Origin of the sequence: Kocuria subflava, from assembly GCF_012163155.1 — a bacterium.
Classification (GTDB): Bacteria; Actinomycetota; Actinomycetes; order Actinomycetales; family Micrococcaceae; genus Kocuria; species Kocuria subflava.
Genome location: NZ_JAAVUN010000001.1, coordinates 176858 through 191130 on the forward strand (window position 1 = coordinate 176858; position 14273 = coordinate 191130).

Here is a 14273-nt window from a genome sequence, read left to right on the forward strand (position 1 = left end):
GCATGAGCACTCGAGCAGATGCCCCACGTCATGACGAACGCGTGCTGATCCTCATGCGTCACGCAACAGCCGGAGCCGGCTGGGGTGTGGATGATCATGAGCGGTCTCTCAGCCCTGACGGGGAGGCGGATGCCCCCCTGGCAGGTCAGTGGTTGCTGGAGAACAATCTGGCACCGGAGATGATCCTGTGCTCCTCCGCGTTGCGCACCCGCCAGACCTGCACCTGGGTGTCCTCTGAGCTGGGGGACCTGGCGCCCACCGCAAACCTTTCGGAGCGGCTGTATGAGGCATCCGAGATCCAGGTTCTGGCGGAGATCAATGCCGTCCCGGATTCAGTGCAGACCCTTATGGTGATCTGCCATCAACCGGCCGTGCAGGATGTGGCCATGCGTCTGTCCGGCGCGGACTCGGACATGGACGCCGTGATGGACCTCTCAGGTGGATATCCCACCAGCGGCATGGCCGTGTTGCGAACCACCCAGAATTGGGATGCCCTGGACGGGGCAGATGCCCGCCTGACTGATTTCATGGTGCCCCGCGCTGAAGGATCCTGGTGAGGTCAAGGCAACTCACCGGCGTCGTGTTCCGGTGGAAGTGGCCATCAGCTTGTGGCCGTTCAAGAAGGAGATGCCGTGAAGAACACCGTGTTCACTCCCACCGGTGACCCTGTTGGGGCCGTGGGCTTCGGGGCCATGGGGCTCAGTTGGATGCTGGAACGCACCGGGCTCACCGAGCGGGCCAAACAGGATGTGCTGCGTGCCGCAGTGGATTCCGGCATGAACTTTGTGGACACGGCAACGTTGTACGGGGGCGGGGCCAACGAGGAACTGGTGGGCGCTGCCCTGCATGACCGTTATGACCGCACGTTCTTGTGCTCCAAGGTGGGGCTGCGGGCCGAGCAGCTTGATCCGCCCAAGACTGAACGGTGCGGGGACCCGGACTACATTCGCCAGGCCATTGACGACACTCTGCGGCGGTTGCGGGCCGAGACGATCGACCTCTACTACGTCCACCGCATCGATTCCGATGTTGCCTTGGAGGACACCTGGGGTGCCATGGCCGAGTTGGTGCAGGCCGGCAAGGTGCGCTCGATCGGGCTTTCGGAGGTCTCCGTTCAACAGCTGGAGCGTGCGCAGACCATCCACCCTGTGGCTGCGGTCCAGTCCGAGTACTCGTTGTGGACCCGCGACCCGGACGGCTCAGGCCACACCTCGGACGGGGATCCCGCCGGAGACGTGATCGGCTGGTGCCGGGAGCATACAGCGGTGTTCGTGCCGTTCTCCCCCGTAGGGCGTGGCTACCTGAGCGGTGCCCTGGCAGGGCGGAAGTTCCCGGAGGGTGATTTCCGCGCCGAGAACCCCCGGTTCACGGACCAAGCCCGCTCCACCAACGACGACGCCGTCCTGCCGCCCATCCGTGCCGTGGCCGACAAGCACGGGGTTCCCATGGCCGCCGTTGCGATTGCCTGGACCATGCTGCCCTCCCTGGACGGGGGAGTATCACTGCCGATTCCCGGCACCAGTAGCTTGGAGCATCTGGCGGAAAACGCGCAGGCTGCGGACCTGCAACTGGACACTGAGGATCTTGAGGTCCTGGCCGCCATCCCGGCCGCCAGCGGTCAGCGCTACTGAGAATTCGCTCTTCGTCGAGGCCCCACGGGGTTCTCGAGTTCCCACAGAACGTGCGGTTGCCCACCGTGTGACCGGTGATCTGGCACCCCGGTGGGAGCTCGGCAGAGCGGTGGGAAACAGAAACGGCCTGACCCGGATCGCTCCAGGTCAGGCCGCACATTAAAAGTGCGCCACGAGGGATTCGAACCCCCAACCTTCTGATCCGTAGTCAGATGCTCTATCCGTTGAGCTAGTGGCGCATGGTCAGCTGATTGCTCAGGCAAACCAGAGTTCGCGTGCCGTTGGCGTCGCGAACAGGTGATTACATTACGCGCGTTGGGCCGGGTGGGCAAATCGGAGGGGCGTAGTTGTGCTCACGATTCTGCGTGTCCGCGGCGCCAGTAGCCCATGAAGGACACGTTCTCCTTGGGGATGCCTGCGGCGTCAACACACAGCCGCCTCCAGGCTTTGACGCTGGCCGCCTCACCGGCCAGGAAGACGTAGGTGTCACGTTCGGCTTCAGGGTCAGCCACCTCCCACATCTGCTCCGGGTCCACAGTGGGCACCGAGCCGGTCACCCGCTCGGGGCGGCGTCCGGCCAGGACGTCGGCAACGCAGAACGTGGGCAGCTCCAGGACGTGCGCCAGTTCGCGTACCGATCCGGTGCCGTGCGCGCCGGAGTCGGAACGCGCCAGGGTGTGAACAGTGGTCTCCGGTGGCACGACGACGTCGGGGAGGTCCGCTCGCGTGGGTACTTCCACGATTACGTCCACACGTTGTGCGGTGGTGTTCTCCTGGAGTTCTTCGATGATGGACAGCAGGGCAGGGGCTGCGGTTTCGTCCCCGACCGCCACGATTCGGCGTGCCCGCCCCGGTCCCCAGGAGGCCCATGCTGGTTCATCCTGGCCAGGACCCAGGATGAAGGCGGTCTGGCCCACCTCGGCGTTCAAGGCCCAGGTACCGCCCGGACCGTGGTCCTCCGCGTGGAGAACAAAGTCCAGGGTCAGTTCCGGCACGTGGGTTTGGCCCCAAGCAACCCATTCGGCGCAGCGCACGGTGTAGGTCCGCAGGTACCCGCGCTGTTCCTGCGGTTGAGCGAACCACGCGCGGTAGCCCATGGTGAGTTCGGGCCGGGAAGGCTCTGCGTCCTCCGGCGCCACCAGGAGTTTGATGTAGGCGTCCCGGCAGGTGATCCGCTCACCTGTGCCCACCACGTTGGTGGAGAACTCGGCCAGTTCAGGCCCGGCCACCGTGATGCGCCGGAACGTGGGGGAGAGCTGGTGGACCCCGGTGACGGTCACTTGCGCGCAGATCACGGTGGGTCCTGATGCGGTGGTCTGTGTCATGTCAGCTCCTTTCACCAACCAGCGGATCTTCGGGGAGTGCAACCAGTGCCGACTCTGTGCGGCCTCGCGGAAGAATCACCGGGTGGCCTTCGGTGGGGTCCTGGATCACGTCGGCCTTGAGATCGAACACGTCCTGAAGGACCTCCGGGGTGAACACCTGGGACGGTGTGCCGGCCAGTGCCACGCGACCATCCTTGAGGGCGATCACCCGGTCGGCAACCCGGGCGGCAAGGTTCAGTTCATGCAGCACGGCCACCACGGTGGTGCGGGTCCCGTCCGGTCGGCGCAAACCACGCAGCAGGTCCAGCAGCTCCACCTGGTGGGCCAGGTCCAGCGCGGCCGTGGGCTCATCCAGCAGCACCGTGGGGGTGTCCTGCGCCAGCACCAGGGCGATCCACGCGCGCTGGCGTTGACCGCCGGAGAGTTCATCCACGGGCCGCTCGGCCAGACCGGACAGGTTGGTCATGGACAGGGCTCGGGCAATGGCGTCGTCGTCCCCGGGGGAAGGTGCGCCCCACCACCGCCGGTGGGGGTGGCGTCCGCGGGCCACCAGTTCAAGCACTGTGAGTCCCTCCGGTACCACCGGGGCCTGGGGGAGCAGGGCCACCTGGCGGGCGTAGGCCTTAGGGCGCAGGCTGTTGAGCTCCGTGCCGTTGAAGCGGATGGAGCCGGTGCGGGCCGTGAGTTGGCGGGAGAGGCCCTTGAACAGGGTGGACTTTCCGGAGCCGTTGGCCCCGATCAGCACCGTGGTCTGGTTGGGGGCGATGCTCAGGTCCACATCAGTCACCGCAACCCGGCTGCCGTAACCCAGGCTGAGCCCTTGTGTCTGGAAGATCGGTTCGATCATGACTGCTTTCCTCGCCGTAGTTGCACCAGGAGCCAGAGCATCACGGGCGCGCCGATGGCACCTGTGATCACTCCTGCCGGAAGCCGGGCCTCCCCCAACATTTCAGCCCCCACCATGTCCGCCGCAACCACAATCAATGCGCCCACGGCCCCACTGGCCAGAACGGAGATCTTGCCGCCGTGCAGTGCTGCAGCAATCGGAGTGGAGAGCAGGGCCACAAAGGCCAGTGGGCCCGTTGCAGCGGTGGCGACGGCGGCCAGGGCCACTCCCAGCCCCAGCGCACCTGCCTGGGCCACCCCGGGTCGGGACCCCAGGCCCACGGCCAGCTCGGTGCCGAGCCCGGCCGGTTGCAGCGAACGCTGCACCAACACGGCCAGGGGAACTGCCAGCACCAGCACGGCAGCCACCAGCGTCAGCCGGTCCCAGGTGGAGGAGTTCAGGGAACCTGCGGTCCAGACCGCGGCGGTCTGGGCGTTCTGGGTGGACAGTCGGGTCATCAGCCCCATCACCACGGCCTGGGCCAAGGCGGCCACACCGATACCCGCCAGCAGGAAGCGCTCGCCCACTATGCCGGAACGGCCGGTTCCCGCGCCCAGGGACGTGGAGACCGCAGCAATCAGGCAGGCGGCTGCGATGCCCCCGGCCAGCGCGGCCCAGGCCAGGCCGGTGCCGGCGGCACCCAGGAAGTACATGGCGGTCACGGCTCCGGCAGCCGCACCGGCGTTGATGCCCAGAACGTCAGGGCTGGCCAGTGGATTGCGCAACACGGAGCGGAACAATGCCCCGGCAATGCCGAAGGCCAGCCCCGCGGCCGCACCCAACAGGGCCCGGGGGAGTTTGTCCTGCATGACGATGAACGTGGCACCCGGGATGCGTTCGCCGCCCAGGATGCGGAAAAAATCAGGGATGGTCACGGTGTACTGCCCCAGCAGGACGCGCATGGCCATCATGGCCAGCACGGCGGTGAACAGTCCCACCAGCAGCAGGGTGTGGCGTCGGGCCTGGCGACGGCGAAGGGTGTGGACTTGTGCAGCTTTCACAGGGCCATCCCCTTCCTGCGGCGCAGCAGCACCAGTAGGACGGGGACTCCCAGGACCACCGTGGTGATGCCAACGTAGATCTCCTGCGGCGGGGCCACCACCCGTCCCAGGGTGTCCGCAATCAGCAGCAGGGAGGGTCCCAGCAGCAGACTCAAGGTGATGATCCACCGGTAGTCGCCCCCCACAATTCGCCGGATCGCGTGCGGGATCAGCAATCCCACAAAAGCAATCGGCCCGGCCACGGCGGTGGCAGCCCCCGCCAGAATGACCACACCCACAAACACGGCGGTGCGCTGCAGCCCCAGGTTGACTCCCAACCCGTGCGCCAACTCGTCACCGAGCGCCATGGCGTTCAGTCCGGAGGCACCCAGCAGGACCAGCAGAATCCCCAGGGCGATCAGAGGTGCCGTAGTCAGCAGATCGGTGGTCTCCGACCTGGACGCCGAACCAACGTTCCAGTACCGGAAGCGTTCCAGAACTGCCTGATTGGTCAGCACCACGGCAGAAGTCACCGCCACGAATCCAGCATTGACCGCGGCCCCGGACAAGGTCAGGCCAATCGGGGTGGGCGCACCCCCGCCGGCCTGGGAGATGCCGAAAACCAGCAACGCGGCCAGTGTGGAACCGGCCAGCGCGGCCACTGCGATCTGCCAACTGGTGTGGATTCCCAACCACCCCAGGCCCAGCACCACCCCTGCAGCTGCTCCGGCGGAGAGCCCCAAAAGCCCAGGATCTCCCAACGGGTTGCGGCTGATCCCCTGCATGCCTGCCCCCGCAACTGCCAGGGCTGCGCCCACCACAATGGCGGTGAGTGTTCGCGGAATGCGCGCCAGGACCACGGCTGTGTCCATCTCCGCAGATGCCCCGGAATCCTGACCCATCAGAATCCCGGGCACGCGCAGCAGAACCGAGGTCACGGTGCTCGGTTCAATGGTGCGAGACCCCCAGAACAGCGACGCGGCCGTTGCGGTGATCGTCAGGACCACCGCAACGGCCAGCGCAACCCACGGAGTCATCCGTAGGGCAGTGCTCATGCCGTGGGGCTTGCGCTCTCTGTTGGGGCCAGCACCTGGGCGATCTGGGGAACCACGTTCTGGATAGCCCACGGGATGCTCAGCGGAGAGGCTGCTGAGACGGACAGCGTCTCCTGGCCGTCGGTCTGCAGCACCAGGCGGTCATTGGCCACGGCCGGGATCTTGTTCAGTAGATCATCGGACTCAATGGCATCACGTGCGGATTCGTCAGCGGCCCAGGACACCAGGACGTCTGACTCGAGTTCATCCGCACGTTCTGGCGACCACCCGATGAAAAAGGCATCCGGCTGCTCGCCTTCGGCCTCCACCACCACGGGTGCCTGTTCCATGCCCAAGGCCTTGAGGAAGCGGGGCCGGTTGTCCACATCCGTGTAGATGCTGATCTGCTCTTCGGCAGACGGATCCACGGTGCCGTAGATGAAGGTCTTGCCCTCCAGCTGCGGGTTCTCCTCAGCTGCTTGGGACAGCTGCTCCTCCACGGAGCTGATGAGGTCCTCGGCTTGGTCGTCACGTCCCAGGGCCTGACCGATCATGCGGGTGGTCTCATCCCAGGCAGCACCAAAGGCTGCGGTGTCCTTGGGCGGGGCAATGGTGTCGGCGATCTCGGAGAGACGGTTGTAGTCCTCCTCCGTCATCCCGGAGTAGACGCCCACAATCAGGTCGGGCTCCGCTGCGGCGATGGCCTGGAAGTCCAGCCCGTCGGTCTCGCTCCACTTGGTGGGCACTTCGCCACTGTTCTCGGCCAGGGCGTCGTCGAACCAGTCCGTGGACTGGTTGTCGTTGCCGCCGAAATCTGTGGCAGCCATGCCCACGGGAACCACGCCCAGGGCCAGGACCACGTCCTGGTTGACCCAGGCAATGGTGGCCACACGCTGCGGGGCTTCGTCAATGGTGGTGGAACCGTAGGCGTGCTCAACCGTGCGCGGGAAGTCACCTTGGGCATCGTTGGCGGCGTCGTCATCCGAGGACGGCCCCGTCTGGCAGCCTGCCAACGCCAGCGCGCCAAAGGCTGCCAACCCGGTCAGGGCAGAACGCCGGGAGAAGGAACCAGTGCCAAGGTTCCGGGCCTCAGTCAGGTACTGCGAGTCGGTCATGGTCAACCCCCGTGGTCAAAAGGCATACAAGAATGGGTCAAAGCTCAGGTTAGGCAACCCTAACGTTGTGCGGGATCACTCTAGAGCGTGATCAACCACATACGCAAAACAATCATGCGCTAATTCTGGTGAGTGTTCACACCCGCGTCAGCGCAGGGATCGGGAGTGGTGTGGGGGTGCCTTTCAGGGTCATAACAGGCATCATGGGGGACAGTGAACCCCGCTGTGGTGACGTAGGGAACAGGTAGACTTTCATCACACCAAAGCTCGGCCAGCTCGACCCGGCGCCCGGCAGGGTGGGGGACCTCAATGGTGAGGTCTGAGAGGTGGTTTTGATCAACACACGGCCTCAATGAGGAGACACGTCCATGGCTCAGAAGCCCACCGACACAACGCAGGAACTCTCCGCGGAGGCTCAGAAGAGTCTTGACCAGGCGCCCACCACGCACCAGCGGTTGTTGACCTGGGTGCGTGAAGTCGCTGAACTCACCCAGCCGGAGAGCATCCACTGGGTTGACGGGTCTGAGGCTGAGTGGAAGTCCCTGACGGAGGAGATGGTTGAGGCCGGCACCTTGGTGCGGCTCGACCCGGAAAAGTTCCCCAACTCATTCGCCGCTTTCTCTGATCCGGATGACGTTGCCCGGGTGGAGGAGCGGACCTTCATCTGCACCAAGACCGCCAAGGCTGCAGGCCCCACCAACAACTGGGAAGACCCGCAGGAGATGAAGGAGATCCTGCGGGATCACTTCCGTGGTTCCATGCGTGGGCGCACCATGTACGTGATCCCGTTCGTGATGGGTCACCTTGATGCTGATGACCCCAAATACGGCGTGGAGATCTCTGACTCCCCGTACGTGGTCTGCTCCATGCGCATCATGGCCACCATTGGTGCGGACGTGTTGAAGAAGATGGATGACACCAACGCGTTCTTCGTCGAGTGCTTGCACTCCGTGGGTGCTCCACTGGAACCCGGCCAGCAGGACGTGGCCTGGCCGTGCAATCCGTCCAAGTACATCGTGCACTTCCCGGAGGACCGTGCCATCTGGTCCTTCGGTTCCGGCTACGGCGGCAACGCCCTGTTGGGCAAGAAGTGCTACGCGCTGCGCATCGCCTCTGCCATCGCACATGACGAAGGCTGGTTGGCCGAGCACATGCTCATCCTCAAGGTGACGGATCCGGACAACGCCACCAAGTACATTGCCGCAGCCTTCCCGTCTGCCTGCGGCAAGACCAACTTTGCCATGATCGAGCCCACCGTCCCGGGGTGGAAGGCAGAGATGGTGGGGGACGACATCTCCTGGATTCGCTTCCGCGGGGACCAGGCCTACGTGACCAACCCTGAGGCCGGTCTGTTCGGTGTGGCTCCCGGGACGGGATGGTCCACCAACCCCAACGCCATGAAGGCCATTGCCGCCGGCAATACCATTTTCACCAACGTGGCTCTCACTGATGACGGCGGTGTGTGGTGGGAAGGCATGACAGATGACGTGCCCGAACACCTCACGGACTGGAAGGGCAATGACTGGACCCCGGACTCCGGGCGCCCTGCAGCCCACCCCAACTCCCGGTTCTGCACGCCCATCAAGCAGGCGGAGATCCTGGCTGCCGAATACGACGACCCCAACGGTGTGCCCTTGTCCGCCATCGTCTTCGGTGGTCGCCGCAAGACCACCGTGCCGCTGGTCTCGGAGTCCTTCGGATGGGAGCACGGTGTCTTCCAGGGGGCCACGTTATCCTCAGAAACCACCGCTGCCGCCAAGGGAGCTGTGGGCGTGGTCCGCCGCGATCCCATGGCCATGCTCCCGTTCATCGGCTACAACGCCAATGAGTACCTTCAGCACTGGCTGGACCTGGGGGAGAATCACGGCGCGGAGAACATGCCCAAGGTCTTCTATGTCAACTGGTTCCGCCGCACGCCGGACGGCGGCTTTGCATGGCCCGGTTTCGGGGAGAACAGCCGCGTGGTCGAGTGGATCTGCCGCCGTGTGGACGGCACTGCCGGAGGCGTGGAGACCGCTGTGGGAGTTGTGCCCAACCCTGAGGACCTGAATCTGGAGGGCCTGGAGATCACCCCGGAGGAGATCCAGGCCGCCCTGGCCGTCGATGCTGAGGAGTGGTTGGAAGAACTGCCCGGCATCGAGGACTGGTTTGCCAAGCTCGGAGACGTTCCGGAAGTCCTCACCGAGCAGGCTGCGGGTTTGAAGGATCGTTTGAGCAAGTAATCCGCAACAGCCCGTGTAGGCATTTCTGTACCCCAGTGGGCCTTTCTGTACCCCGTAGCCGAGGTGAATTCGGTTGCGGGGTACAGTGTTTTCTGGCGTCGGCAGGGTCCTCCGCCATATCTCAGGGCATGGGGCGTCAGTAGCCGCCCATCAAGTTTTCGGGGGAGAACAACCGGTGAATGAACTGTTGTCCGTACGCGGTCTGGTCAAGAACCATGGTCAGGTCCGGGTGCTCAAGGGCGTGGACCTAACGGTGTCCCAGGGGGAGATTGTTGGTCTGGTGGGTGGCAATGGTGCCGGTAAATCCACCCTGATCTCCGTTCTGGCGGGGGCCACCCAGCCCAACAGTGGTGAGATTCTGCTGGGCGGGGAGCCGTATCGGCCCACCGGTGACGACGACGCCCGTCGTCGCGGAGTGGGTGCCGTGCACCAGCGCTTAGGCCTGGACCAGGACTTGACCGTGGTTCAAGCCATTGCAGCCTTTGACCTGGGTGCCCCGGATGACTCTGAGGCCGCACTTCAGAGGGCACGGGAAATTTTGGCCGATTCGGGCGTGCAGATGGATCCCGAAACTCCTGTGCATGAACTCATGCGCGCCGAGCAGGCCATTGTGGGGGTGTTGCGCCTTCAATTCCAGAACCCGCAACTCATGCTCCTGGATGAGGTGGCTGCCTCCTTCAACGACCAGGAAGTGGCCCTGGTCCATTCCGTGCTGCGCGGCTTGGTCCGTCAAGGTGCCGGCATCATTTACATCACGCACCGCATTGATGAGGTTCGTTCCCTGGCCGACCGGATCCTGGTCATGCGGGAGGGGCAGATCAAGGATGAATTCACCCCGCGTGAGGTCAAGGTGGATGACATCGTCTACTCGATGTTTGAACGCCGGATTGCCCAGCCGTCTCGCCCCGGCGCGGTGGAAGGCCCCCAGGAGGAAGTGTTGCGGGTGGAGGGTGCATCCACCTCCCGCGGGCTTTCTGACGTCTCTTTCGAGTTGCACCGCGGTGAAGTCCTGGGGCTGACCGGGCTGCGACGCGCGGGCATGAGCGAGCTGGTCTCCGCCTTGGTGGGTGCAGGTTCGGCGCAGTTCCGTACTCTGCAGGTCAAGGGCCAGGACGTCACCATCGACTCCGCGGATGACGCCGTGAACCTAGGCATCGGATACCTCTCCGACACCGACGACGAACTGGAAGCCGCCCTGGAGATCTCCGTTGCGCGTCGATTGATGAAGGAGAACTACGATCCCCAAGCAGGGTTTGTCCGGGAAATCTCCGCGTTGCGTGATGTGGCCGCCCAGGTGAAAACCCTGCGGATCCAGACCCATGACATCCAGTCGCAGGTGGGGGATCTCTCCGGCGGAGACCAGCAGAAGATCGCATTGGCCCGGTGGATGCGCAGTGAGTGCGACATCTTGATCCTGAACCACCCCACGCGGGGGATCGACATCGGGTCCAAGGGGGATGTGTACGACATGCTGCGGGAACTCACGGACCGTGGCACAGCGGTGTTGTTGATGTCATCCGAGATGACGGAACTGCTGCAGTGGTGCCATCGGATTCTGGTCATGCGCGACGGGCGGATCGTGGCGCATCAGCACAATGAACACGCCACGGAGGACACCTTGATGAGTGCGGCACTGGGGGATGCCTGGTGATCGACAGTCCCCGCTGACCCATCAGTTGAGGCCCGGTTCCACATGGAACCGGGCCTCAACTGATGGTGTGACTGAATTCAGATCACAGGCTGATCTTGCGGGCCACGCCGGTGAGCTTGTGGCGGGCCAGGGCCAGGTTGGAGCTGTTGCGATCCAGCACCAGGTAGACGAACAACCCGGAGGTTGCCTCCGTGTTCAGAACGTTGATCAGGTGGTACTGGTTGCCCAGAGTGATCATGATGTCCTCGATCTCACCCTGGAGATCGATTTCCTGCATGGTGCGCAGCTTTGCGCGGACCACGTTGGAGTTGCCGGCTGCAGCCACGTTGAGGTCGAATCCCGGGTTGCCACCGGATGCCAGGGCCATGCCGCTGGAGATGTCGACGATTGCTGCACCGGTGGCGCCGTCGATGGTCAGAAGTTCCTGGATCGAGCTGTCCAGCTGAGACATGGTGTGGTTTTCCCCCTTGACGTTGAAACTCTAGGTCATGCAGATGCAGGAGTTCTGGCGCACCTCTTCGGCACCCAGAACCATGCGATCCAATATGAATTGTGGAGGAGTTGCGGGGTAATTGTGTGCCAACGGCACCAACTGTCCGCTCAAGAGCGGACGGTTGGTGCCGTCGACACCATGTGGTGTCCAGCCCCGCCGGGATCAGGGGATCACGCGCGAATGATGCTCAGCACGTTGTCCCGAACCTGCTCCATGGTGGCCTGATCCGCAGCTTCCACGTTCAGGCGCAGGAAGGGCTCCGTGTTGGACGGGCGAAGGTTGAACCACCAGTTCTGGGACTCGGAGGTGAAGGTGGTGCCGTCGGAGTCCTCAACGGAGACGTCCTGGCCCGCGTAGGCCTCACGCACGCGGTCCACAGCGGCCTTCTTGTCCTCGATCTCCGAGTTGATCTCACCGGAGGCGACGTAGGGCGAGTAGCTGTCCATGAGTTCGCTGAGCGGGCCCTCCTGCTCACCCAGGGCGGCCAGGACGTGCATGGCGGCCAGCATGCCGGTGTCTGCGTTGAAGAAGTCCCGGAAGTAGTAGTGCGCCGAGTGTTCACCGCCGAAAACGCCACCCTCAGACGCCATGACGGCCTTGATGAAGGAGTGGCCCACGCGGGTCTTGACCGGGCGCCCACCGCGAGCAGTCACCAGCTCAGGAACTGCCTTGGAGGTGATCAGGTTGTAAATGACCACGGGTTCCTGCTCGCCGTCGGCCTGGGCCCGGGCGATCTCGCGCTCGGCCACCAGAGCGGCAATGGCAGAGGGGGTGACCGGGTCACCGTTGTTGTCGATCACAAAGCAGCGGTCGGCGTCGCCGTCGAATGCCAAGCCGATGTCCGCGCCGTGCTCAACCACGGCCTTCTGCAGGTCCACCAGGTTCTCCGGCTCCAGCGGGTTGGCCGGGTGGTTGGGGAAAGTGCCGTCGAGCTCGAAGTACAGGGGCACGATCTCCAGGGGCAGTCCGGTCAAAACTGTGTCGCCCAGCACGGCGGGGGTGGTCTTGCCGCCCATGCCGTTGCCGGCGTCCACAACCACCTTCAGGGGGCGGATGGCGGAGAGGTCCACCAGCCCACGCAGGAACTCGGCGTAGTCCTTGAGCACGTCACGCTCCGTGACGGACCCCGGGTTCTCCACGGACTCGACGCCCTCGGCAAGGTAAGCCTGGGCGCGATCGCGGATCTCGTAGAGACCGGTCTCCGAGGACACAGGCACGGCACCGGCCTTGGACATCTTCATGCCGTTGTAGGCGGCTGGGTTGTGGCTGGCGGTGAAGGTCACCCCAGCTGCATCCATCACACCGCAGGCAAAATACAGCTCGTCCGTGGAGATCAGCCCGATCTTCACGACGTCGGCCCCGCGGGCTGTGGCGCCTTCTGCAAAAGCGTCAATGAATTCGGGGGAGGACGGGCGCATGTCCCCTCCCACCAGAACAGTGGAACCTGCCAGGCCCAGAACGTCCACGAATGCGGCACCCGTGGCGCACACGGTTTCGGCGGTGATGCTCTGGCCCACGATCCCGCGGACGTCGTATGCCTTGAATGACTCGGAAAGCTCAATTGTCATAGTTCGAACCTTAGTTCACGGTGACTGGTGATCCGTTGCTGTGCCCGTTGGTTGCGCGCCACAGTCCTGTCCGTGGCACCGGCAGGGGACTCACATCGGGGGACAAGGGGGTGCCCGTGGGTGTGAGTCTGGTAGCAATCCCTCCCGCAGGACGTGCCACACCAGGATGCCCGCAGGTGGTTGTGCTTCCATGGGCCCATGGCTGAGTTTTTTGCGACCACTGACCCGATCCAGGACTATGCGTGGGGTTCACGATCCGTGCTGGCACGCATGCAGTCCCGGGAGGTGCCGTCAGCAACACCTGAGGCCGAACTCTGGGTGGGTTCGCACCCGTCCGGACCGTCCGTGGTGAGCGTTGACGGCCGGGAGGTCACGGTCATCGAGTTGTTGCAGGAGGACCCCGCCCGCCTCCTGGGTTCGCTGACCTCAGCCCTGCAGAGCGACGGCGATCTCCCCTTCCTGCTCAAGATCCTGGCCATTGACGCTCCTCTGTCCATTCAGGTCCACCCCTCGCCCGAGCAGGCCGAGGAAGGGTGGCAGCGGGAGGAAGCCGCCGGAGTGGAGTTGTCCGCCTCCACTCGTAATTACAAGGATCGCCAGCCCAAGCCGGAGATCGGCGTGGCCGTGACCCGGGTGGAAACTCTCAGCGGTGTGCGCAGCAACGCCGAGTTGGCCGTTCTGGCCGAGGCGCTGGATCAGCAGTGGCTGCGGGAGATCCTGGCAACCGGGCGGCCTGTGCTGCCAGAGGTGCTGCAGCTTCCCCATGACCAAGCCCAGGTGGCCCTGGCGGATTTGATGCACGCCGTTGATCGCCTGCCCACCCATGACGAACTGGGCGCACTGTTGCGCTACATCTCCGGGCGGCACCCAGGGGATCGCGGACTGTTGGTGGCGCTGTGCATGAACCACGTGATCCTGGAGCCGGGACAAGCCATCTTCACCCCGGCCGGTCAACTGCACGCCTACCTGCGTGGCACCGCCGTGGAACTCATGGCCTGCTCGGACAACGTGTTGCGTGCCGGACTGACGCCCAAGCACATTGATGTCCCGGAACTGCTGGCCATCGTGAACCCTGAGCAGGAGGACACCGATCCCATCGATGCTCCTGCCGGCGCGGACGGTCTGCGCCACTACCCGTTGTGGGACGACCGCCTGAGCCTTGTCTGCGCCGTCGTCGCCGGTGGCCAGGACCGTGAATTGCCGGGCAACACCTGCGTGGTTCTGTGCACGGACGGGGAGTTGACCTTGGAGGTGGATGGACTCAGCCACCACCTCACCGCAGGGCACTCCGTCTGGTGCCGTACTGACGGCTCCTCCGTGAAGGCCAGCGGGCAGGGCACGGCTTACGCAGTGGGGCTCAACGGCTGA

The 14273-nt window shown here is 64.4% G+C and carries 12 protein-coding genes and 1 tRNA gene; 5 read left to right on the forward strand and 8 right to left on the reverse strand.

Translation table 11 applies throughout. The features are described from left to right. Nucleotides 1–2: 2 nt before the first annotated feature. The gene (locus GTW58_RS00790; RefSeq protein WP_119932145.1) at nucleotides 3–557 is read left to right on the forward strand and encodes a SixA phosphatase family protein; all 555 of its coding nucleotides are present in this window, start codon (nucleotides 3–5) and stop codon (nucleotides 555–557) included. Between the two features lie 75 nt (nucleotides 558–632). Further along, nucleotides 633–1631 carry an aldo/keto reductase gene (locus tag GTW58_RS00795; protein WP_232817914.1) on the forward strand — a complete coding sequence of 333 codons (999 nt, stop codon included), beginning with the start codon at nucleotides 633–635 and terminating at the stop codon, nucleotides 1629–1631. A gap of 166 nt (nucleotides 1632–1797) precedes the next feature. On the opposite strand, the gene GTW58_RS00800 is transcribed toward GTW58_RS00795, so the two are convergent. The 6 genes from GTW58_RS00800 to GTW58_RS00825 all read right to left on the reverse strand — a co-directional run bounded on the left by GTW58_RS00800 (nucleotide 1798) and on the right by GTW58_RS00825 (nucleotide 6971). Then, a tRNA-Arg gene (locus GTW58_RS00800) sits at nucleotides 1798–1870 on the reverse strand. Between the two features lie 114 nt (nucleotides 1871–1984). After that, entirely contained in the window at nucleotides 1985–2956 is a 972-nt protein-coding gene (locus GTW58_RS00805) for a siderophore-interacting protein (RefSeq protein ID WP_119932146.1), read from the reverse strand. Nucleotide 2957: 1 nt separating this feature from the next. After that, entirely contained in the window at nucleotides 2958–3803 is an 846-nt protein-coding gene (locus tag GTW58_RS00810) for an ABC transporter ATP-binding protein (RefSeq protein WP_119932147.1), read from the reverse strand. After that, entirely contained in the window at nucleotides 3800–4843 is a 1044-nt protein-coding gene (locus tag GTW58_RS00815; protein WP_232817915.1) for a FecCD family ABC transporter permease, read from the reverse strand. Before GTW58_RS00815 ends, GTW58_RS00810 begins: the two co-directional genes overlap by 4 nt. After that, a complete protein-coding gene (locus GTW58_RS00820) occupies nucleotides 4840–5877 on the reverse strand; it encodes a FecCD family ABC transporter permease (protein WP_119932148.1) in 1038 nt (345 codons plus the stop codon). Before GTW58_RS00820 ends, GTW58_RS00815 begins: the two co-directional genes overlap by 4 nt. Beyond that, nucleotides 5874–6971, reverse strand: a complete 1098-nt coding sequence (locus tag GTW58_RS00825) for an ABC transporter substrate-binding protein (protein WP_119932149.1) — start codon at nucleotides 6969–6971, stop codon at nucleotides 5874–5876. Before GTW58_RS00825 ends, GTW58_RS00820 begins: the two co-directional genes overlap by 4 nt. A gap of 368 nt (nucleotides 6972–7339) precedes the next feature. On the opposite strand from GTW58_RS00825, the gene GTW58_RS00830 reads away from it, so the two are divergent. Together GTW58_RS00830 and GTW58_RS00835 are read left to right on the forward strand one after the other, a co-directional pair. After that, nucleotides 7340–9193 carry a phosphoenolpyruvate carboxykinase (GTP) gene (locus GTW58_RS00830; RefSeq protein WP_119932150.1) on the forward strand — a complete coding sequence of 618 codons (1854 nt, stop codon included), beginning with the start codon at nucleotides 7340–7342 and terminating at the stop codon, nucleotides 9191–9193. Between the two features lie 175 nt (nucleotides 9194–9368). Next, nucleotides 9369–10844 carry a sugar ABC transporter ATP-binding protein gene (locus GTW58_RS00835; RefSeq protein WP_157980416.1) on the forward strand — a complete coding sequence of 492 codons (1476 nt, stop codon included), beginning with the start codon at nucleotides 9369–9371 and terminating at the stop codon, nucleotides 10842–10844. Nucleotides 10845–10926: 82 nt separating this feature from the next. On the opposite strand, the gene GTW58_RS00840 is transcribed toward GTW58_RS00835, so the two are convergent. Together GTW58_RS00840 and GTW58_RS00845 are read right to left on the reverse strand one after the other, a co-directional pair. Beyond that, a complete protein-coding gene (locus GTW58_RS00840) occupies nucleotides 10927–11295 on the reverse strand; it encodes a roadblock/LC7 domain-containing protein (RefSeq protein WP_119932152.1) in 369 nt (122 codons plus the stop codon). Nucleotides 11296–11507: 212 nt separating this feature from the next. Next, a complete protein-coding gene (locus GTW58_RS00845; RefSeq protein ID WP_119932153.1) occupies nucleotides 11508–12905 on the reverse strand; it encodes a phosphomannomutase/phosphoglucomutase in 1398 nt (465 codons plus the stop codon). Nucleotides 12906–13103: 198 nt separating this feature from the next. On the opposite strand from GTW58_RS00845, the gene manA reads away from it, so the two are divergent. Next, entirely contained in the window at nucleotides 13104–14273 is a 1170-nt protein-coding gene (gene manA / locus GTW58_RS00850; protein WP_119932154.1) for a mannose-6-phosphate isomerase, class I, read from the forward strand.

What these genes read in the sequence shown, in the direction of transcription:
- GTW58_RS00790 (WP_119932145.1), top strand. Translation starts at nt 3, where the DNA reads ATGAGCACTCGAGCAGATGCCCCACGTCATGACGAACGCGTGCTGATC.
- GTW58_RS00805 (WP_119932146.1), bottom strand. Translation starts at nt 2,956, where the DNA reads ATGACACAGACCACCGCATCAGGACCCACCGTGATCTGCGCGCAAGTG.
- GTW58_RS00810 (WP_119932147.1), bottom strand. Translation starts at nt 3,803, where the DNA reads ATGATCGAACCGATCTTCCAGACACAAGGGCTCAGCCTGGGTTACGGC.
- GTW58_RS00820 (WP_119932148.1), bottom strand. Translation starts at nt 5,877, where the DNA reads ATGAGCACTGCCCTACGGATGACTCCGTGGGTTGCGCTGGCCGTTGCG.
- GTW58_RS00825 (WP_119932149.1), bottom strand. Translation starts at nt 6,971, where the DNA reads ATGACCGACTCGCAGTACCTGACTGAGGCCCGGAACCTTGGCACTGGT.
- GTW58_RS00830 (WP_119932150.1), top strand. Translation starts at nt 7,340, where the DNA reads ATGGCTCAGAAGCCCACCGACACAACGCAGGAACTCTCCGCGGAGGCT.
- GTW58_RS00840 (WP_119932152.1), bottom strand. Translation starts at nt 11,295, where the DNA reads ATGTCTCAGCTGGACAGCTCGATCCAGGAACTTCTGACCATCGACGGC.
- GTW58_RS00845 (WP_119932153.1), bottom strand. Translation starts at nt 12,905, where the DNA reads ATGACAATTGAGCTTTCCGAGTCATTCAAGGCATACGACGTCCGCGGG.
- manA (WP_119932154.1), top strand. Translation starts at nt 13,104, where the DNA reads ATGGCTGAGTTTTTTGCGACCACTGACCCGATCCAGGACTATGCGTGG.